Source organism: Glutamicibacter sp. NPDC087673 (genome assembly GCF_044743255.1).
Taxonomy (GTDB): domain Bacteria; phylum Actinomycetota; class Actinomycetes; order Actinomycetales; family Micrococcaceae; genus Glutamicibacter.
Map to the genome: position 1 here is coordinate 704050 of NZ_JBIUWB010000001.1, position 20568 is coordinate 724617.

17 protein-coding genes are annotated in these 20568 nt (G+C 64.4%); 6 read left to right on the forward strand and 11 right to left on the reverse strand.

Annotated elements, in window-relative coordinates; translation table 11 throughout:
• Positions 1 to 2 precede the first annotated feature (2 nt).
• Positions 3 to 776, forward strand: coding sequence for an IclR family transcriptional regulator (locus ACIOTL_RS03300; RefSeq protein ID WP_105656510.1), 774 nt, complete (start codon positions 3 to 5; stop codon positions 774 to 776).
• Positions 777 to 903: 127 nt separating this feature from the next.
• Here the strand turns inward: ACIOTL_RS03300 and ACIOTL_RS03305 are convergent, their stop codons facing one another.
• On the reverse strand, positions 904 to 2757 hold the full coding sequence (locus ACIOTL_RS03305) for an ABC transporter ATP-binding protein (protein WP_400341781.1): 1854 nt from the start codon (positions 2755 to 2757) through the stop codon (positions 904 to 906).
• Between the two features lie 444 nt (positions 2758 to 3201).
• Between ACIOTL_RS03305 and ACIOTL_RS03310 the strand changes: the two genes are divergently transcribed.
• Positions 3202 to 4719 carry a cation:dicarboxylate symporter family transporter gene (locus tag ACIOTL_RS03310; RefSeq protein WP_400341783.1) on the forward strand — a complete coding sequence of 506 codons (1518 nt, stop codon included), beginning with the start codon at positions 3202 to 3204 and terminating at the stop codon, positions 4717 to 4719.
• A 136-nt stretch (positions 4720 to 4855) separates the two neighbouring features.
• Here ACIOTL_RS03310 and ACIOTL_RS03315 read toward each other — a convergent pair whose 3' ends face one another.
• Positions 4856 to 5632: an SDR family NAD(P)-dependent oxidoreductase gene (locus ACIOTL_RS03315; RefSeq protein ID WP_400341784.1), complete on the reverse strand. Its 777-nt coding sequence runs from the start codon at positions 5630 to 5632 to the stop codon at positions 4856 to 4858.
• Positions 5633 to 5715: 83 nt separating this feature from the next.
• Between ACIOTL_RS03315 and ACIOTL_RS03320 the strand changes: the two genes are divergently transcribed.
• A complete protein-coding gene (locus tag ACIOTL_RS03320; RefSeq protein WP_400341786.1) occupies positions 5716 to 6303 on the forward strand; it encodes a TetR family transcriptional regulator in 588 nt (195 codons plus the stop codon).
• Between the two features lie 13 nt (positions 6304 to 6316).
• On the opposite strand, the gene ACIOTL_RS03325 is transcribed toward ACIOTL_RS03320, so the two are convergent.
• Positions 6317 to 6913, reverse strand: a complete 597-nt coding sequence (locus ACIOTL_RS03325; protein ID WP_400341788.1) for a TetR family transcriptional regulator — start codon at positions 6911 to 6913, stop codon at positions 6317 to 6319.
• A gap of 193 nt (positions 6914 to 7106) precedes the next feature.
• On the opposite strand from ACIOTL_RS03325, the gene ACIOTL_RS03330 reads away from it, so the two are divergent.
• From ACIOTL_RS03330 to ACIOTL_RS03340, 3 genes are all read left to right on the forward strand, one after another.
• Positions 7107 to 8135, forward strand: a complete 1029-nt coding sequence (locus tag ACIOTL_RS03330; protein ID WP_105656516.1) for an aldo/keto reductase — start codon at positions 7107 to 7109, stop codon at positions 8133 to 8135.
• 75 nt (positions 8136 to 8210) lie between these two features.
• Positions 8211 to 9005: a carbon-nitrogen hydrolase family protein gene (locus ACIOTL_RS03335; protein WP_332594575.1), complete on the forward strand. Its 795-nt coding sequence runs from the start codon at positions 8211 to 8213 to the stop codon at positions 9003 to 9005.
• A 472-nt stretch (positions 9006 to 9477) separates the two neighbouring features.
• Positions 9478 to 10506, forward strand: a complete 1029-nt coding sequence (locus tag ACIOTL_RS03340; RefSeq protein ID WP_400341791.1) for a Gfo/Idh/MocA family protein — start codon at positions 9478 to 9480, stop codon at positions 10504 to 10506.
• A gap of 33 nt (positions 10507 to 10539) precedes the next feature.
• On the opposite strand, the gene galE is transcribed toward ACIOTL_RS03340, so the two are convergent.
• From galE to araA, 8 genes are all read right to left on the reverse strand, one after another.
• On the reverse strand, positions 10540 to 11502 hold the full coding sequence (gene galE, locus ACIOTL_RS03345; RefSeq protein ID WP_105656519.1) for a UDP-glucose 4-epimerase GalE: 963 nt from the start codon (positions 11500 to 11502) through the stop codon (positions 10540 to 10542).
• Entirely contained in the window at positions 11499 to 12695 is a 1197-nt protein-coding gene (galK, locus tag ACIOTL_RS03350; protein ID WP_400341793.1) for a galactokinase, read from the reverse strand. Before galK ends, galE begins: the two co-directional genes overlap by 4 nt.
• Entirely contained in the window at positions 12692 to 13801 is a 1110-nt protein-coding gene (galT, locus tag ACIOTL_RS03355) for a galactose-1-phosphate uridylyltransferase (RefSeq protein WP_105656521.1), read from the reverse strand. Before galT ends, galK begins: the two co-directional genes overlap by 4 nt.
• A gap of 55 nt (positions 13802 to 13856) precedes the next feature.
• Complete coding sequence (locus ACIOTL_RS03360; protein WP_105662253.1) at positions 13857 to 14801, reverse strand: aldose 1-epimerase family protein; 945 nt, start codon at positions 14799 to 14801, stop codon at positions 13857 to 13859.
• Between the two features lie 94 nt (positions 14802 to 14895).
• Positions 14896 to 16077 carry a multiple monosaccharide ABC transporter permease gene (mmsB, locus tag ACIOTL_RS03365; RefSeq protein ID WP_105656523.1) on the reverse strand — a complete coding sequence of 394 codons (1182 nt, stop codon included), beginning with the start codon at positions 16075 to 16077 and terminating at the stop codon, positions 14896 to 14898.
• Positions 16074 to 17612, reverse strand: a complete 1539-nt coding sequence (mmsA, locus tag ACIOTL_RS03370) for a multiple monosaccharide ABC transporter ATP-binding protein (RefSeq protein WP_400341795.1) — start codon at positions 17610 to 17612, stop codon at positions 16074 to 16076. The genes mmsB and mmsA overlap by 4 nt, the downstream gene beginning before the upstream one ends.
• Before the next feature lie 93 nt (positions 17613 to 17705).
• A complete protein-coding gene (chvE, locus tag ACIOTL_RS03375; RefSeq protein ID WP_332502731.1) occupies positions 17706 to 18875 on the reverse strand; it encodes a multiple monosaccharide ABC transporter substrate-binding protein in 1170 nt (389 codons plus the stop codon).
• A 175-nt stretch (positions 18876 to 19050) separates the two neighbouring features.
• The gene (gene araA / locus ACIOTL_RS03380) at positions 19051 to 20562 is read right to left on the reverse strand and encodes an L-arabinose isomerase (RefSeq protein ID WP_400341797.1); all 1512 of its coding nucleotides are present in this window, start codon (positions 20560 to 20562) and stop codon (positions 19051 to 19053) included.
• Positions 20563 to 20568: the final 6 nt, after the last annotated feature.

A 20568-nucleotide genomic window follows, 5' to 3' on the forward strand; every position in this document is an offset into this window, starting at 1 on the left:
AGATGACGCAGACTTCCAGCAAGTCCACCACCGGCGGCGTCCAGTCCGTCGAACGTGCTTTCGAGCTCCTGGAAGTCATCGCCCGTGCCGGCGGAGAAGCCGCGCTCAGCGAGCTTGCCGCCGATACTCCCCTGCCATTGCCGACCATCCACCGCCTGCTGCGCACCCTGGTCGGAGTGGGCTACGTGCGCCAGCTGCCCAACCGCCGCTATTCACTGGGCCCGCGGCTGATCCGGCTGGGCGAGGTAGCCAACCGCCAGCTGGGCGCCTTGGCCTCCCCTGCGCTGAAGGATCTGGTCGCGAAGCTGGGCGAATCGGCGAATATCGCGGTGCTCGACGGAGACATGGTCACCTACATCGCCCAGGTGCAGTCAGCCCACTCGATGCGCATGATCACCGAAGTCGGACGCCGCGCCATGCTGCACAATTCCGGGGTCGGCAAGGCCGTGCTCTCGGTACTGGATGACGAGCGCGTGCAGCGTTTGGTCTCGCAGGCGGGCATGCCCCCGAAGACCGCGAACACCATCACCACCCTGGGCAAGCTGTTCACCGATGTCGAGGCCACCCGCGAACGCGGCTACGCCATCGACGAGGAAGAGCAGGAACTAGGGGTTCGCTGCATCGCCGTGCCAGTACCGGGCGCGCCAACGCCGATGGCCATCTCGGTTTCCGGGCCGGTGACCCGCGTTGACGAGGCCTTCATCGACAGCGCGGTGCCGGTATTGCAGGAGGCGGCCCGCGAGCTGGGACGCCAGCTGGTGGCCGCGGCGGACTAGCCGCGCTTGGCGATTCCGGCACGCAAGCAAAGATGCCCGCCTGGGCAGTCGATGGCATCGACCGCCCAGGCGGGCATCTCAGTTCGCGCTGGTGCCGGAACACCTATGGAGCCGGCGAACAGGCGTGCTACTGCGCGAACTGGGTTTCGTGCAGCTCGCTATAGCGTCCGCCAAAGGCCAGCAGCTCGCTGTGGGTTCCGCGCTCGACGATGTGCCCGCCCTCCACGACCAGGATCTGGTCCGCCGAGCGGATGGTCGACAGGCGGTGGGCAATGATCAGCGCCGTGCGGTCTGCCAGCGCCTCGCCCAGCGCCGCCTGCACCGCCGCTTCATTCGACGAGTCCAGGGCCGCCGTCGCCTCATCCAGGATGACTACCTGGGGTGCTGCCAGCAGCAGACGGGCAATGGTCATGCGCTGGCGTTCGCCACCGGAAAGCCGGTAGCCCCGCTCGCCCACCACGGTATCCAGGCCATCGGGCAAGGAAGCGATCACCGGCTTCAGCCGGGCACGCTCCAGCGCCTCCCAGATCTGCTCTTCGGTCGCTTCGGGCCGGGCCAGCGTCAGGTTGGAGCGGATGCTCTCGTGGAAGAGGTGCCCGTCCTGGGTCACCATGGACACCGTCGAACGCAGCGAATCGAGCTCAAGCTGACGGATATCCTCGCCGGCCAGTTCAACACTGCCCGAATCCACGTCGTACAGGCGCGCCAGCAGCGAGGCGATGGTGGACTTGCCCGCACCCGAGGAGCCGACCAGCGCGTAGGTTTGGCCCGCGGGGATCTCGAAGTCGATATCGTGCAGGACCTCTTCGCCGCCGCGGGTGTCCAGGATGGCGACTTCTTCCAGCGAAGCCAGCGAGACCTTGTCGGCGCTCGGGTAGGAGAAGCTCACGTGGTTGAATCTCACCGGCACCGCCCCGGCCTCGAGGCGGCGGGCGTTCGGGGCATCGGCAATCAGCGGCTCCAAGTCCAGCACCTCGAAGACCCGGTCGAAGCTGACCAGCGCGCTGGTGATTTCCACGCGCGCGTTGGCCAGTGCGGTCAGCGGCGTGTAGAGGCGGGTGAGCAGCATGCCCAGGACCACCACGTCGCCGGCGGCCAGATCGCCACGTACCGCGTACATGCCGCCCAGACCGTAGACCAGGGCGAGTGCCAGGGCCGCAACCAGGGTCAGTGCGGCGACGAAGTAGAACTGGCGCATGGCCATCTTGACGCCGATATCCCGCACCTTGCCGGCACGCAGCGCGAACTGCTCGGACTCGTCCTTGGGACGGCCGAAAAGCTTGATCAAGGTGGCGCCGGGGGCGGAGAAGCGCTCGGTCATCTGGTTGCCCATGGTCGCGTTCAGGTCCGCGGATTCACGGCGCAGCAGGGCCACGGACCTGCCGAAATGGCGGGCGGGCAAGAGGAAAATCGGCAGCAGCACCAGAGCGATCAGCGTGACCTGCCACGAGGTGGTGAACATGACCGCAGCGGTGAGCACCAGCGCCACGGTATTGGAGACCAGCCCGGAAAGGGTTCCGGCGAAGGCGGATTGCGCGCCGATGACATCGTTGTTCAAGCGGCTGACCAGCGCACCGGTCCTGGTGCGCGAGAAGAATGCCACCGGCATCTTCTGCACATGGTCGAAGACTGCGGTGCGCAGGTCATAGATGATGCCCTCGCCCAAGCGCGAGGAGAACCAGCGGACCACTACGGACACCACCGCATCCAGGATCGCGATCCCCGCCATGACCAGAGCCAAGTTGATGATCGTCCGCACCCCGGATTGCGCGACGACTTCGTCGACCACCCGTCCAGCGAGCACCGGGGTGATCACGGCCAGGACTGCGGCGAAGATGGAGAAGACGACGAAGACCAGCAGCCGGGACTTGTAGCTGGCTGCGAACTTCAGCACTCGCTTAGGCGTGGTTGGAGCGTAGGCCTTGCCCTTGTCTCCTGACAGCTTCCATAGCGAATGCCAGGCGGCGCTTTCCATGCTCATAAGTGAGTGCTCTCAATCCTGCTGGAAGTAATCGGTGGGTTCCACCTTTGTTCATGATCCCAGTAAGCCATCCGCGACTTCCAGGTAGGGTCAGCTTACGGCGGCCAGCCCGGGCGACACAGCCCGATTGCCCGACGCGCAATAAGCGGGATCCCTGCATCAAGAACAGCGGTACCCCCGGGTTCATTCCTCGCCGGCCCCGCGCGGCACAGCACGAGTCCCCGATGGCGCGTGACACGCCCAACGCTGCCGCCATCGGCACAGCGGTACTCGGAGCTAGATAAATGCCTATCAAACACGGATTAATTCCATAATCCAGAAGGAATCCATTCCGCATAACGAAATTATCTTTTTTCATTGCGGAATATTGTGACGTGCCTTACAGTTGACACCATCCAAGCCACGGGCACATACCTCGGAGCGAGTCCATCCTCAGGAGCAGCCATGAAAACCAAATCCGCAGACGACTTCCGGGTCGCTGAGCCAACCCCCAAGAAACCTTTCTACACTTCCCTGTTCTTCCAGCTTGGCGTCGCAATCGTCGCCGGCGTCTTGATCGGCCACTTCCTGCCGAAGGTCGGATCCGAGTTGCGCCCGCTGGGCGACGGATTCATCATGCTGATCAAGATGATCATCGCCCCGCTGATCTTCCTGGTGATTGTCACCGGCATTGCGGCGGTGGGCGATGTCAAGGCAGTGGGACGCGTTGGCGTCAAGGCATTGGTCTACTTCACCTGCGCCACACTCTTCGCCCTGGTCTTCGGCCTGATCATTGCCAACCTCTTCCAGCCAGGCGCCGGGTTGAACATCGACCCGTCATCCCTCGACGCCGGGGCCATCGAAGAGAAATCCGGAGAGGCCAAGGGGGCCGCCGACTTCATCCTGGGAATCATCCCGGTCAGCGTCATCGGCGCCTTCGCGGATAATAACTTGCTGCAGGTGTTGTTCTTCTCGGTCTTCTTCGGCGCAGCCATCGTGGTGGTCGGCCAGGAACGCTGCGCACCACTGCTCGCGGTGTTCGAGAACGTCCTGGAGCTGATCTTCAAGGTCATGAGCTGGGTCATGCGGGTCGCACCCCTGGGTGCCTTCGGCGCCATGGGCTTCATCATCGGCCAATACGGCATCGAGACACTGGGCACCTATGCGAAATTGATTCTCGCCTGCTACGCCGCGGCCCTGCTGTTCATCGGCATCCTCTTCCTGATCGCCTGGGGATTTGCCCGGGTTCCGCTGTGGCAATTCATCAAGTACACCCGCGAGGAATTCCTGCTGGCCCTGGGCACCGCATCAACCGAGTCGGTGATGCCTCGCATCATGACCAAGCTGACCAACGCCGGATGCTCCCGCGCCACCACCGGCTTGGTGGTCCCGACCGGATATTCCTTCAACCTCGACGGTGCGGCCATCTACTTGTCCATCTCGCTGCTGTTCCTGGCCCAGGCGTTCGGCCACAATCTCAGCTTTGGCCAGCAGCTTGCCGCCCTGGGCATCCTGCTGCTGACTTCCAAGGGCATGGCCGGCGTCCCTGGATCCTCGTTCTTGGCCCTATCGGCGACGGCAGCCGCCCTGGGCATCTTCCCGGTGGCCGGCGTGGCCCTGTTGCTGGGCGCGGACCGCATCATGGATTCGATGCGCGTTGCCGTGAACCTGCTGGGCAACTGCGTGGCCACCTTCGTGGTCGCCAAATGGGAAGGGCAGTTCGACCGCGAGGCAATGAAGCGCGCCTTCGCCGGGGAAATCACCAATGAGGACTCGGCCCGCATGCTCGGACGCGATGAGGAATGGGAAGCCATGGAGGCCGAACGCGTAGCCAACGGCGGCCAGCCTTCACCGAAGTTCGGCGGCGGCCCCACCCCGGAAGCCCTGCTCAAGTTCGACATGAGCCCGGCAACCGAAGCCGAAGCAGCTGCGGCCACGCAGAAAAGCTACCCCGATGAGGAACGCGCACAAGCGCGCAGCTGAGGTAGGCGGTTGCCTCAAAGGCAACTGCGGGGATCCTGAGCGCTGATCGGCCGGGGTGCGCTGGAAGACACCAGCTCACCCCGGCCGATCGCCGTTTCGCCTGCCAGCAGGGAAATTCGCCTCCAGCCGGGTCTGGCTAGATGGCGCTCCAGCCGGTATCCGAAGCCAGGACCACGCCGTTGATGTTGGTGCTGTCCTCGCTGAGCAGGAAGGTGATCGAGGCAGCGAGCTGGCTTGCGGTAGCCATGCCCGGGATGATGCCCATCAGCGGAGGGATCACCTGCTGGGCGAATTCGGAGGCCATTGGAGCCTCGATATTGGTCTGCACCGCACCCGGTGCCACTGCGTTGAAACGCAGCCCCTTCTTGCCATACATGACAGCCGAGTTCTTGGTCATGCCGATGACCGCGTGCTTCGAGGCGGTGTATGCGATGCCGGCGGCCGAGCCGCGCAGGCCAGCTTCCGAAGCCACATTGACCACGTTGCCCTGGCCGGCCTCGAGCATCAGCGGGACCACCGAACGGGTCAGCTTCAGAACGGAATTGACGTTCACATTCATGACCCGTTCCCAGGTCGAGTCCTCGATCTCGTGGATCGGCTCGAACTTGTCCATAATGCCGGCGACGTTGGCCAGCGCATCGATCCGCCCCTCGCCAGCTGCCACTACCTGGCCCACTACCTCTTGGTCGGTGATGTCGCCGGCCACGACGGCAAAGTCCAGGTCCGGGTTCTCGGCAACAAGCTCATCGAGCCGTCCGCGGCTGATGTCCGCGGCGATCACCTTGCCGCCTTCCTTGGCCACGCGCAGCGCGGTGGCCTTGCCGATGCCCGAACCAGCGCCGGTAACCACCACTGTCTTGCCGGCAAAACGTTCTGCGGTGACCTTTTCCTGCCATACGTTTTCCATGCCCATAACCGTTCCTTCTGGTTGCCGATGAATTGGTAGTTTCATGTTATGACACACTGTGTCTTAACTCAATGGGCCATAATTGGGATATGCCTGACACCCAAGATTCCGTTGCCACGCACCTGCCCGGGCGCCCGCAGTCCATTGATCCCGACTCCGTGGCCCGCACCGCCCTGGCGCTCTTCGCCAAGCATGGCTATGGCGAAGTCTCGATGGCGCAAATTGCCGAAGAAGCGGGAATCGGACGCAAGAGCCTCTATCGGTATTTCGCTTCCAAGGCGGATTTGGTGTGGGGCGGCCTGCTGGAAGCTTCGGCCATTTCAGACGGCGCCTTCGCCTCGGCGAAGCAGGAGGGCCACGACCTGGTGGGTGCCATGCACGCTGCTGCGGTGGCAGCTTTCGATTCGCTGCCGGATCCGGAGGTCACGCGAGGACGCTTGCGGCTTATCGCGGACCAGCCCGAGCTCCTGGCCCAGGCGTCGATGCGTATGGGCAAGGACAACGAGCGGGTGCTGCGGCACTTCTCAGAAGGCGGGGTCAGCGCGCAGGCGGCGCCCTATCTGGCGCTGGCCTTCGGCACGGTGACTTTTGCAGCATGGATCAGCTGGGCACAATCTGCTGATCCCACCCCGGAACCGTACTTGGCCGAGGCGATCAAGGTGCTGCGCTTGCCGTAGCCTGTAGCGGTTGCTAGCGCTTGTCCGCCCAGTTGTCATCGATCATGGCCGCGAAGTCGAAGGCTTCGTCGAGGATCTCGCGTAGCGTACTGCCCGCCGTCCCAACCCAACGGGCCAGTGCATGGTCGTAAAGGGCCAGACCCAGCAACGCGGCGGTTTCAGCCAGCCGCTGGTTCGCGCAGAACGGCGACAGCGCCTGGGCCAGCGCTACCTGCTGCTCACGCCGGGATTCCTGCCAGCTGGCCCGGAGCGCAGGGGTGCTCCTGACCAGCTCAATGCGGCCCTGCATCGCCACCGGATCCTGCTCAGCGAATACTACTGCCGATTCAAAGCTGCGGCGCAAAAGCTCCAGCAAGCTCTCGCCCGGATGCGAAGACATGGAGCTGGCCATGTCGGAGAAGTGCGCGGTCATGGAACGCAACGCAGTAACTACCGCGTCCTCTTTTGACGAGAAGTACCGGAAGAACGTGGCACGGGATATTCCAATTGCCCGGGCTGCCTGCTGGGCGGTGACGTTCTCCATGCCGCGTTCGGCGAACACGGCATAAACCTGTTCCGCCAACTCGACTTTCATCTTTTCGCGCACTCGATCGCGAACCACGCTTCCCATGGCAAGAATTTTACTCTGAGATTCAATGGCGGAAGTGAGACACAGTCTCTTTATACTGGTCATTACCACTTTTGCTACGGTGTGTCGTTTCGGTAGCAGTTCACGGAACTCAATAAACCACGGAACATGATGACCGCTGAATCCTGCTTCGCTAGGCTCAAGAAGAGAGAAACTGACTACTCGAAGGACCACCATGGCACAGCAGATCGCAAACAGCATCGACCTCGGCCAGGGGTTGGAAGCCACCTCGCAGGGTTTTGGCTGCATGTCCCTGAGCGGCCCCTACGGATCGGCCGACGATGCCGAATCCCTGCGCACCTTGAACCATGTTCTTGATCGCGGCGTCACGTTCCTGGATACCGCCAACATCTACGGCGAAGGGCACAACGAAACCCTGCTCTCGCAGGTGCTCAAAACCCGTCGCGGCGAAGTCACCCTGGCAACCAAGGCGGGCATCGTGCGTCCGAAGAATCCGGGAGACCCACGCGCTAATGGCGACCCGGACTTCATCAAGAAATGCATGGATGCGAGCCTGCAGCGGCTGGGCGTAGACCACGTTGACCTGTACTACTACCACCGGGTGGATTCCCGGGTGCCAATCGAGGAGACTGTCGGAGCCTACAAGGAGCTAGTCGAAGCAGGGAAGGCCCGGCACATCGGCTTGTCCGAAGTGACTTCCGAGGAGCTGCGCCGAGCCCACAAGGTGCATCCAATTTCCGCGATCCAGATGGAGTACTCGATTTTCAGCCGGGACATCGAAAGATGGCTCTTGCCAGCCGCCAGTGAACTCGGCGTGGGCCTGGTGACCTACGCGTCGCTGGGTCGCGGGTACTTCACCGGGGAAGTTGATTCCCTGCAGCAGCTTGAAGCCAACGACATCCGCCATAACTTCCCGCGCTTCGAAGCGGCCCGCATGCAGCACAACCATCCATTGCGGCAAGTCATCGCGGAGGTGGCCCAGCGCGAAGGTGTTTCAACCGCCCAGGTGTCACTGGCGTGGGTTTATGAAAAAGCACGCGCATTCAATGTGGCCGTCTCCCCGATTCCGGGGACCCGCTTCAGCGCGCACTTCGAGGATAATCTGGGGGCGCTGGATGTCCGCTTGTCCCTGGAATCAATGTCGCAGCTGGATGCCTTGGCTGCCCAGGTGGACGGTGAGCGCCAAAAGGACGTGATGTCGGTGTCCAAGGGCCGTGAAGAGGTGCAGATGGCCCGGATGTAGCTTCGCTGATCGCTACTGCGTAGAGTCGTGAAGGTAGCGCATAGCCAGCAGCTGGCAGCAGGAAAGGGCTATCCCATGAGAATCGCTTTGGCGCAGGTTCTGAGCACCGCTGATCCGCAGCGCAATCTGGTAACAGTGCGCGATCATGCGCGCCGGGCAAAGGAAGCAGGCGCCTCGCTGGTGGTCTTCCCCGAGGCCATGCAGGTTTCCTTCGGCCACGATCTCGCCAAGTACGCGCAACCCCTGGATGGGCCCTGGGCTACACTGATCCGCCAGCAGGCGCGGGATATAGGCATCACCATTGCCGTGGGCATGTTCACCCCCGGTGAAGGCGGCCGGGTACGCAACACCTTGCTGGTCGCCGGTGAAGGCGTAGATACCCACTATGACAAGATCCACCTCTACGATGCCTTCGGCTATGCCGAGTCGGATTCGGTGACGCCCGGAACTTCTCCGGTGCAGTTCGAGCATGAGGGAACGACGATCGGTTTGGCCACCTGCTACGACTTGCGGTTCCCGCGCTTGTTCACCCGCCATGCGAAGGCTGGTGCAGCGGTCAATATCGTCAGCGCTTCGTGGGGCCAGGGCGAGGGCAAGGCCGAGCAGTGGACCACCCTTGCGCAGGCCCGCGCCTTGGACGCGACGACGTTCGTGGTGGCAGTGGACCAGGCTGATCCTGAAAGCATTGGACGCAAGATCACCGGTACCGCGCCTTTGGGCGTCGGGCATTCGGTGGTGGTTGATCCGCTAGGACGCATTATTGCCCGGGCCGGTGCAGAACCCGAGCTGCTGGTAGTCGATCTGGATCTCAGCCAGGTCGAGTCCGCTCGCCAGCAGCTGCCGGTGCTGGCCAACGCGGTCGACCTGTAGCCAAGCGGTTGGCTCAGCAGTTGAGGCTTGCCAGCCAGCCCATCGCTGGCGCCGGCGGCGAGGATGGGATCCCGGATAGCACTGCGCGCTTCCAGCAGGACCCTTGAGGGGATGTGCTCGCCCAATCCGAGTTTCCGCCCGTGCGCTTTTCGATGCCAGGGATATCCCGCTGGATCGGGTCGCGAATTCAGCGAAGGCGCGATAGAAGCGCTGCGGTGTTGCGGTCGCCAGATGAATCGCCAGCACTACTCGCAGCCCGCCTGCCGGCCTGCCAACCGTGGCCCGGACGCTGCCCTTGGCGGTCACGAGGATGCACACTGATTAACCGAGGATGCCCTGGGGCCGCATACCGCTAACCCCAGATGCTGCTGATCGGTGAATAGTCGTTGGAATACTGCTCTTCCCCCGCCTAGCGCCTTCCACTAGTCTGATTAGGATCCACCATGAATTTTGCCTGCCATCGGAGCCTTCAGTGCCACTAGCCTTACCCGAATCCACGCTGCCCCATCCCTCCTCGGCTCCTGCGCTGAATTGGGGCATCCTCGGGCCGGGGTGGATCGCCTCGCAGTTTGCCGCATCGCTGAACGACTTGACCGCCAGCCGGCTCGCAGCAGTCGGCTCGCGCACCTTGGCCCGCTCCGAGCAGTTCGCACGCACCTACGGAGACGCCGGAACCCGGGCCTTCGGCTCCTATGCCGAGGTGCTCGGGGACCCTGGGGTGGACGTCGTCTACATCGCCGTCCCGCACAGCGGCCACGCAGAACTTGCGCTCGAGGCGATCGCCGCGGGCAAGCATGTCCTGGTGGAGAAGCCAATGAGCCTGGACGCCGGGCAAACTTCCCGGATCATCGAGGCGGCCAAGGCTGCCGGAGTTTTCGCCATGGAAGCCATGTGGTCACGATTCCTGCCCATCGGCAATGTGGTTTCACAGGTCGTCAAGTCCGGAATCCTGGGGCAGATCATCACCGTTCAGGCTGATTTCGGCGCCAAGTTCGAGGTCGACTACGACTCGCGCATCTACGACCCGGCGCTCGGCGGCGGGGCCCTGCTGGATGTCGGCGTCTACCCTATTGCCTTCAGCGCCATGGTCTCCCCTGCCAAGCAGCTCCTGCACGCTTCGGGACGCATGGCCAAGACCGGGGTTGACGCTACCTTCACCGCGGTACTCTCCAATGAAGACGGTTCCACGGCAACGGTCTTCAGCAGCATCGAAACCGATTCGCCGCAGGGCGCATGGATTGCCGGCACGCAGGGCACCTTGGAACTCCAGCGCCCGATGTGCTGCGGTTCCGGGCTGGTGCTGCGCAGCGCCGACGGCAAGATCGCCGACAGCCGCGAGTTCACGGAAACCTCGCCTACTGCCGGTTTGGGCTGGGAAGCGGCCCACGTGGCCCAGTGCATTGCCCTGGGCCTGGCCGAATCCCCGGTCATGCCGCTGGCTGAATCGCTGGCGATTGCGCAGACCATGGATCAGATCGCGGCCACGCTGCGCACCAGCTAGTTTCCCAGGCCGCTGCGCTTCAGCTTGGCGCAATCAGCCGCGCTGGGCCGAAGCCTTCCAGGCGCTGTGGACCATCTGCTGCAGGCTATGGCGCATCTGCCAATCAAGGTCGCGGGCGGCCAGCTTCCCGTCGGCGACAATGCGCGCCGGGTCGCCCGGGCGGCGCGCTTCTTCCACCGCGGTGAAACCGATGCCGGTGGCCTTCGCTACCGCATCCATGATCTGGCGCACCGAGACGCCATCGCCGGAGCCCAAATTGTAGACCGGCTCCAATACCTCGCCGGCTTCCAGTTTCCTGGCCGCCTCCACGTGCGCCAGCGCCAGGTCGGCGACGTGCACGTAGTCGCGCACGCAGGTGCCGTCCTCGGTGTCGTAGTCGGTGCCGAAGATCTTCGGCGTCTTTCCGGCATTCAGCGCCTGGAACACCAGCGGGAACAGGTTGTGCGGGCTGGCATCGTAGAGTTCTTCGCTGCCCGAGCCGACCACGTTGAAGTAGCGCAGCGAGGTGTGCTTCAGCCCGGTAGCCACCGCCTGGTCGCGGATCAGCCATTCCCCCACGAGCTTGCTCTGTCCGTACGGGGATTCGGGGAAGGTGCCGGTGGATTCGGTCACCACATCTTCGTCCGGGGTGCCGTAGACGGCTGCCGAGGAGGAGAAGACCATGTTGTGCACGCGGGAGGACGCCATGGCTTCGAGCAGGTGCGCGGTGCCGGTGACATTCTGCTCGAAGGCCAGCAGCGGGTGCTTCACCGATTCGCCGGCATACTTGTAGCCGGCCAAGTGGATGACCCCGGTGACCTCGTGGCGCTTCATGATTTCCACGAGCTTTTCGGTCTGCAGGATGTTCAGCTGGTAGAACGGCACCTGTTCGGGAACGAAGCCGTGCACCCCGCTGGACATCGAGTCCACGACGACCGGCTCAAGGCCTGCCGCGGACAGCGAACGCACCACGTGGGATCCGATATATCCGGCTCCGCCGGTCACTAGCCAACTCATGCCCGGCCTGCTCCTTCGTCTGCAATTACGGTGAAAATGGCCGGCTCGACATAGCCGGCCTGGTCAAAGGCTTCGCGGACGGCCTGGCTGACCGGTTCGATCTGCTCGCGCTTGACCAAGGCAATGGCGCTGCCGCCAAAACCGCCACCGGTCATCCGGGCTCCGATCGCCCCGGCCGCCATGGCCGCTTCCACGGCGGCGTCCAGTTCCTCGCTGGAAATCTCGTAGTCGTCGCGCATGGATTCGTGCGACTGGCAAAGCAGCTTGCCCACCGCGGGCAGGTCGCCTTCGCGCAGCGCCAGGACGGTATCAAGGACGCGGCGGTTCTCGGTCACGATGTGCTTGGCGCGGCGCTTGGCTACCGGGTCCCCGATGGCCTCCAGCTCTTCGATGCTGTGCACCTCGCGCAGCGATGCTACCTCCAGCACCGCGGCGGCCTGCTCGCAGCTAGTGCGGCGGGCGGCGTAGCCGCCATCCACGTGCGAATGCTCTACGCGGGTGTCCATGACCAGGACCACCGCGTCATGCTGCGCCAGCGGCAGCGGCACGGATTGGGATTCCATCGAACGGCAATCCAGGAACAGCGCATGCTGGGCATGGGACATCAGCGAGGCGCTCTGGTCCATGATCCCGGTCGGAGCGCCCACGAATTCGTTCTCGGCGCGCTGGGTCAGTTGGGCCATCTGCACCTTGGACAGGCCCAGGCCGTAGAGATCGTCCAGCGCCACGATGGTCGCCACTTCCAGGGCATGCGAGGAGGACAAGCCCGAGCCCACCGGGACATCGGAGTCCACCATCAGCTCCAGCCCGCCAATCTGCACGCCATCGAGCTGGCTCAGCGCCCACAGCACGGCGGCCGGGTAGGCGGCCCAGCCGGGCACCGCGCGGGGCACCAGCTCATCGAGGGTAATGGAGGTGACCGGCGGTTCGCCGCCCACCCCGTAGGTGGAGGCGAAATCCAGCACCTGGCTGCCCGGCTCCAGCTGCGACTTGCGGCGCACGGCCACCAGCGCGTTCTTGTCGATGGCGAAGGGCAGCACATAGCCCATGTTGTAGTCGGTGTGCTCGCCGATCAGGTTCACCCGTCCCGGGGCCCGCCAGATGCCTTCCGGGTGGTGGCCGTAGGCCTTGGTGAACTTCTCGCGCAGGGCGTTGACGCGCACCGCGGTTTCCTTCGTTCCGCTGCGGCTCATGGCATGACCTCGCGCAGCCGTGCAGCAGTCTGCTCGGCCGGGACGTCGTTGATGAAAGCGCCCATGGCAGCTTCCGATCCGGCCAGGAACTTCAATTTGTCAGCGGCCCGGCGCGGGCTGGTCAGCTGCAGGTGCAGCCGTGAGGCCTTGCGGGCCACGGGCTCCAGCGGAGCCTGGTGCCAGGCGGCGATGTACGGGGTGGGCGTCGGGTACAGCGCGTCGAATCCGCGCAGCAGGTCCCGGTACATCACGGCCAGCTCGGCTTTTTCGTCCGCATTGAGCGCGGCGAAGTCCGGCACGTGGCGGTGCGGCACCAGGTGCGCTTCCAGCGGCCAGCGGGCCGCGTAGGGCACGAACACGGAGAAGTGCTCGCCCTCGGCGACCATGCGCGTGCCCTCCTTGCGCTCGAAGTCCAGGATGTCGCCCATCAGGGTGCGCCCGGTCTTCTCCAGGTGCGCGATGCCCTGGCCGGCCATCTTGGCGGCGGTTGGCGCGAGGTACGGGTAGGCGTAGATCTGCCCATGCGGGTGGTGCAGGGTCACGCCGATATCCTGGCCGCGGTTCTCGAACACGAACACCTGCGCAATGCCCTCCATGGCGGACAGGGCGGCGGTGCGCTGCGCCCAGGCCTCGATGACGGTGCGCGCCCGGGCATCATCCAGCGATGCGAAGGAACCGGTGTGCTCGGGGGTGAACACCACGACCTCGCAGCGCCCGTAGGCCGGGGCCGGCTGCTGCACCGGTGCGGCCGCTGGAATCCGGCCCAGTGCCGGGCCCAGGGACGGGAAGCGGTTCTCGAAAACCACCACGTTGAAGTCCTCGGCAGGGATTTCGCTCTGCCGCCCGTGGACGCTGGGGCACAGCGGGCATTCTTCCTTGGGCGGGAGGTAGGTGCGCGACTGGCGGTGGGCCGCTACGGCCACCCAGTCCCCGGTCAGCCGGTCGTAGCGCAGTTCGCCAGGCTCCCCGCGCGGATCCAGCGGCCGGGTGTCGGCCACCGGTTCGGGCACGGCGGCATTGGCGTCGGCGAAGAAGATCGCCTCGCGGCCATCGGCCAGGTGATGGACCCGGTGGGTCGGTTCATGTGCTGCGGAGCCCTGCGGCATTGCAATCTCTCCAGTTGACTCGTGGTGGTTCCAAAGGTGGGTGGCGCCTGCGGTGCTAGCGCGGCTGGACCGGGCCGATCAGCCAGCTGGCTTCGTGGCTGGCGCCCGGTGCCAGGGCGATGACGTCCTGGCCGGAGTTGTAGCCGCCCGGCGGGCAGGTCATCGGCTCGATGGCCAGGCCGGTGCGGTCCAGGGCCGGATCATCGCGGTCGGCGGTGTGTATCTGGACCCACGGGCAGGCTTCGTCCCAGGTGATGTGCGATCCGACGCCCCCGGCGTCGGTGATCTCCGCGCGGAAAGAACCGTCCGCGCGGGCAGCCAGGCCAGTGTAGGCATGGTCGATGAAGAGATCCCCGATGGGCTTCGGGGTGCGGAAATCCAGCTCGGTGCCGGCGGCCTGAACCGTGTCGCGCGGCAGCAGGCGCGGGCCTTCGGTCAGCTGCACCTTGCCAGCTGGCAGGGTGAAGGTCCATTCATCCGCCTTCTTGCCCGGGGCGACCAGGTAGGCGTGCGAACCCCAGCCGAAGGGCGCGGTGCCCGTCCCGAGGTTGGTGGCGGCAGCGACGGTGCGCAGCCCGCCGGCCTCCAGCCGGTAGCCGATCACCAGCTGCACCTCGTACGGATAGCCGGCGCTCGGGGCGATGACGGTGCGCAGCTGGGCGAAGTCGGCACGGTGCTCGATGATCTCGAAGCCGGTATCGATCACCAGGCCGTGCAGGGCATGGCCGCGCTCCGGCTCGGTGACCGGCAGCTGCAGCTCTTGGCCTTCCCAGCTGTAGGCCCCGTCGATCACCCGGTTGGGCCACGGGGCCAGGATGGCGCCGGCGAAAACCGGGCGCGGCCCGTGCGGGTCGAAAGCGCGCACCAGCGGGCGGGAGCCGTACTGGAGGGAAACCAGGGTGGCGCCCACCGTGGCCACTTGCGCGGTGAAGCCATGGGCTTGCAGCGTCAGCACCGTTCCATTGGCGGTGTCCTTCAGGGGCAGTGCGAGGCGGTCCATGTCTTCTTCCTTCTTGCTGGGCCATCAAAAACGTCGGGCACGCATGGGCCCTCCCACAATCGCGTGCGGGAGGGCCCATGGCACCAGCGGCAGGCTAGTTGCCAGCGCCCGCGCGGCGCTTGTTGTAGATGTCGAAGGCGACTGCCAGAAGCAGCACAACGCCCTTGACGATCTGCTGGGTGGAGGCGCCCACGCCCATCAGCTGCATGCCGTTGGAGAGCACCGCCATCACCAGGCCGCCGACGATCGCGCCGGTCACCCGGCCCACGCCGCCGGTGGTCGAAGCGCCGCCGATGAAGCAGGCCGCGATGGCGTCCAGCTCGAACATGTTGCCGGCACCCGGCTGGGCGCCGTTGGAACGCGAGGAGAAGACCACGCCGGCCACGCCCGAAAGCAGGCCCATGTTGATGAAGATCCACATGTTGATCTTCTTCACGTTCACGCCCGAAAGCTTCGCGGCGGACAGGTTGCCGCCGATGGCGTAGACGTGGCGGCCGAAAACGGTCTTGGTGGTCAGCACGTGGTAGCCCAGGATCAGGGCAGCCAGGATGATCAGCACGATCGGCATGCCGCGGCTGGTGGCGATCTGCCAGAAGAACCAGAGGATGATGATGCCCGAGATGATGTTCTTGGCCAGGAACATGGCCATGGATTCAACGCTCTGGCCGTACTTGGCGCGTCCAGCGCGGTTGCGCCACTGCGAAACGAACAGTCCGGCCACGGCGATCACGCCGATGATGACGGTGAACAGGTCGAATCCGTTGCCGCCCAGCAGCCCGTTGAGGAAGCCGCCGGCGATCTGGCCGTATTCGCCGGGGAACGGCGAGAGCGACACGTTGCTCAGCACTTCGTAGGTCAGGCCGCGGAAGAGCAGCATGCCGGCCAGGGTCACGATGAACGCGGGAATGCCCACGTACGCCACCCAGAAGCCCTGCCACAGGCCGCACAGGGCGCCCACGGCGATGCCGGCGAGCATGCCGACCCACCAGGGCAGATCCCCCTTGATGACGATGACCGCGGAGACCGCACCGGTCAGCGCCACGAGGGAGCCGACCGACAGGTCGATGTGCCCGGCGACGATCACCAGGATCATGCCCAGGGCGAGGATCAGCACGTAGGAGTACTGCAAGATGATGTTGGTGATGTTGATCGGGCTGAGCAGCAGCCCGTTGGTCAGGATGGTGAACAGCACCACGATGAGCACGAAGGCAATGTAAATGCCCGAGGTGCGCAGGTTCTTGGTGAAGATATCCTTCAGCTCGCTTGTGATGGTCATCGGGTGCTTTCCTTCTCGATGGTCATGAGTTCCATGAGGCGTTCCTGGGTGGCTTCGCTGCTGGGCAGCTGGCCGGTCATTCGGCCGTAGGCCAGGGTGTAGATGCGGTCGCAGATGCCCAAGAGCTCTGGCAGTTCGGAGGAGATCACCAGCACGGCCTTGCCGGCAGCCGCCAGCTCGTTGATGATGGTGTAGATCTCGTATTTGGCGCCGACGTCGATGCCGCGGGTGGGCTCGTCGAGGATCAGCAGCTCGGGTGCGGTGTGCAGCCATTTGCCCAGCACGACCTTCTGCTGGTTGCCGCCCGAGAGGTTCCCGACCTTCGCCATCACGTTCGGGGTCTTGATGCGCATGGACTTGCGGTAGTGCTCGGCAATCTGGATCTCCTTGTTGCCGTCCACGAAGCCCTTGGAGGAGATCTTGTCCAGGCCGGCCGCGGTGGTGTTCACGCGGATGTCCTCGATCAGGTTCAGCCCGAACTTCTTGCGGTCCTCGGAAACGTAGGCGATGCCGGCCTTGATGGCCTTGCCCACGGTGGAGGTGTCCACCGGCTTGCCGTCCATCTTGACCGTGCCGGTGATGTTCCGGCCATAGCTGTGGCCGAAGATGCTCATCGCCAATTCGGTGCGCCCGGCGCCCATCAGTCCTGCAATGCCGACGATTTCGCCGGCGCGGACCTCCAGGTTGGCGCTTTCCACCACGGTGCGGTCCTGCTGGACCGGGTGCTGGACCGACCAGTCCTGGACCTCGAAGACCACGTCGCCGATCTGCGGTACGCGTTCCGGGTAGCGGGAGGACAGTTCGCGGCCCACCATGCCGCGGATGATGCGGTTCTGGTTGGACTCGGGATCGGCCATGTCCAGCGCCTCGATGGACTGGCCATCGCGGATGATCGTGGTGGTGTTGGCAATGTCCTCGATCTCGCCGAGCTTGTGCGAAATGATGATCGAGGTGATGCCCTGTTCGCGCAGTCCGCGCAGCAGGTTCAGCAGGTGCTCGGAGTCGTCGTCATTCAGCGCGGCGGTCGGTTCGTCCAGGATCAGCAGCTTGACGTTCTTGCTCAGCGCCTTGGCGATTTCCACCAGCTGCTGCTTGCCCACGCCCAGCTGGCCTACCGGGGTGACCGGCAGTTCGTCCAGGCCCACGCGGGCCAGCAGGTCCGCGGCGCGGTGGTTGGTCTCGTTCCAGTCGATGAAGCCGCCGCGCGCGGTTTCGTTGCCGAGGAAGATGTTCTCGGCCACCGACAGGTACGGCACCAGCGCCAGCTCCTGGTGGATGATCACGATGCCCTGGGCTTCGGAGTCCTTGATGTTCGAGGCCTTGAGCTCTTCGCCTTCGAAAATGATCTGGCCCTCGTAGCTGCCGTGCGGGTAGACCCCGGAGAGCACCTTCATGAGGGTGGATTTTCCGGCGCCGTTCTCTCCGCAGATAGCGTGGATCTCGCCCTTGCTAACCGAAAGGTTGACGCCGTCCAGCGCCTTGACTCCGGGAAAAGTCTTGGTGATGTCCTGCATGTGCAGGATCGTGGTGTCCATAGTGCAGACGTCCTTGGTGTGTGCTGTGAGCGGTGCATCCGGTGGGCGGGAGGGCGGCTTGCCCTCCCGCCCACCGGATTGCGGCCTGGGAGACTACTTGGTCTGGCCGGCCTTGACTTCCTCGGCCGTGTAGTACTCGGAGTCGACCAGCAGGGAGGTGATGTTGTCCTTGACGACGATGTCCGAATCCAGCAGGTAGGAAGGAACAACCTTCTTGCCGTTGTCGTAGGTTTCGGTGTCATTGGCTTCCGGCTCGCCGCCGCCTGCGTAGGACTTCACTGCCTCGACAGCCTGGGTAGCCAGCTTGCGGGTGTCCTTGAAGATGGTTGCGTACTGCACGCCATCGTCGATCAGCTTCACCGAAGCGATTTCTGCATCCTGGCCCGAGATGATCGGCAGGCCGGCCTCGATGGTCTTGCCGTAGCCGGCGTTGGACAGTGCGGTGATGATGCCGCGGGAGATGCCGTCGAATGGCGAGAGGATGCCGTCGATCTTGGTCTTGCCGCCCTGGTAGTGGGCGGTGATCAGGTCTTCCATGCGCGACTGGGCTTCTTCCTGGCTCCAGCGCAGGGTAGCTGCCTGCTCGATCTTGGTCTGCCCGGACTTGACCGTCAGGGTGCCGTCATCCAGGTAGGGCTTGAGGGTATCCATGGCGCCCTTCCAGAAGAAGTGCGCGTTGTTGTCGTCGATCGAACCGGCGAAGAGCTCGACGTTGAACTTGCCCTCCTTGCTGGTGCGCTTGCCTTCCTCATCGGCCAGGCCCATGCCGGTCAGCAGCGAGGTTGCCTGCTGGACGCCGACGTTGTAGTTGTCGAAGGTGACGTAGAAGTCGACGTTCTCGGTGCCGTTGATCAAGCGGTCGTAGGAGATGATCGGGATGTCCTGGTCCGCTGCGGCCTGCAGCTGGGTGGACAGCGCGGTGCCGTCGATGGAGGCGACTACCAGGATGTCGCTGCCCTTGGTGATCATCTGGTCGATCTGCTGCTGCTGGGTGGGGATGTCGTCATTCGCGAACTGCAGGTCGACTTCGAAGCCAGCGGCTTCCAGCTGGGACTTGACGGCTTCGCCGTCGGCAATCCAGCGCTCGGAAGTCTCGGTTGGCATTGCCACGCCCACCTGGATGTCCTCAGGTGCAGTCGACTCGCCTTCGCCGGCTCCTGCTCCGCCGCCAGCGCCACCGCCGCTGCACGCTGCCAATGCGCCGACCAGTGCCAGCGATCCCATGGTCGCCGCGGCCTTGCGGGTCCAATTATTCCATGCCATCTTTTCCTCCTTGAAAGGTTGCCATATCTGCGAGTGAGACTGGACTCACACTATGTTAGCGCTAACACAGTGATTTCAGCCACCCTCTATGTAAATAAATTAAGATTCCTTACTCATTGGTAATGCACGCCCCGCAACGGGGCGCGCATTACCTGGGCAGGTGTCCTTCGAACCGCTAGAAACCCTGCGCCAAGCGGTAGTAGCTCTGGTTCACGCGAATCTGCTGCGCGAAGTTCCGGCGGGTGGTTTCCTCATCGATAACCAGCAGCTCGGTGCCTGCGATTTCGGCGAAGATCTCGAAAGCCTCGATCCCCGCGGCCGTGGACATCACCGTGTGGTGCGCACCGCCGGCAGCCAGCCAGGACTCGGCGGAAATATTGAAGTCCGGCCGCGGGCTCCACACCGCGCGCGCCACCGGCAGGTTCGGCAGGTCCGCCGGCGGGGTGACCACATCCACCACATTGGCAGTCAGGCGGAAGCGCTCGCGCATATCGGCCATGGACACGACCACCGCACCTTCGGCAACGTCCGCGTTGAAGACCATGCGCACCGGATCCTCGCGGCCGCCGATGCCCAGCGGGTGGATTTCAACCCGCGGCTTGGAGGTGGTCAGCGACGGGCAGACCTCGAGCATGTGGGCGCCGAGGATCAGCTCCTTGCCGGGAGTCAGGTCGTAGGTGTAGTCCTCCATCAGCGAGGCGCCGCCCGGCAGGCCCTCGCCCATGACCTTGGCGGCACGCACCAGTACCGCGGTCTTCCAGTCGCCTTCGGCGCCGAAGCCGTAGCCCTTGCCCATCAGGCGCTGCACAGCCAGGCCCGGCAGCTGCTTGAGCCCGCCCAGGTCCTCGAAGTTGGTCGTGAACGCCATGGCGCCGGCCTTGGACAGGAAGGCTTCCAGCGCAATTTCCTGGGATGCGGCATAGCGCAGCGACTCGTGGCGGGCACCGCCGGCGCGCAGTTCGGGCACGACTTCGTATTCGCGCTCGTACTCGGCGACCAGCGCATCGATGTCGGCCTCGGCCACGGCCTGGACCGCTTCGACCAGGTCGTTGACGGCCCAGGTGTTCACCGAGACGCCGAAGCGGATCTCCGCCTCGGTCTTGTCCCCCTCGGTCACCGCGACGTTGCGCATGTTGTCGCCGAAGCGGACCAGGTTCAGGTTTTGCACGGCGTTGAAGCCGGCAGCGCCGCGGATCCAGGTGCCCACGCGGCGGGATACGGCCGGGTTGGAGGCATGGCCGACCACGGTGGTGCGGGCCGCGCCCAGGCGGGTGGCCAGGTAGGCGTACTCGCGGTCGCCGTGGGCGGCCTGGTTCAGGTTCATGAAGTCGAAGTCGATCGAATCCCAGGGCAGTTCGACATTGGCCTGGGTGTGAAGGTGCAGCAGCGGCTTCTGCAGGGCCTTCAGGCCGTTGATCCACATCTTGGCCGGGCTGAAGGTGTGCATCCAGGTGATGACGCCCAGCACCTTGTCATCCGAGTTTGCTTCCAGCATTGCGCGGCGGATGGATTCGGAGTCCTTCAGAACCGGCTTCCACACGATCCTTGCCGGAACGTCGGCGGACGCATCCAGCGCCTGCGCGACCTCGGTGGACTGCTGCGCCACCTGGCGCAGCGTCTCTTCGCCGTACAGGTCCTGGCTGCCGGTGAAGAACCAGATTTCTTGGGTGTTATATGCCTTGGCCATGATGTC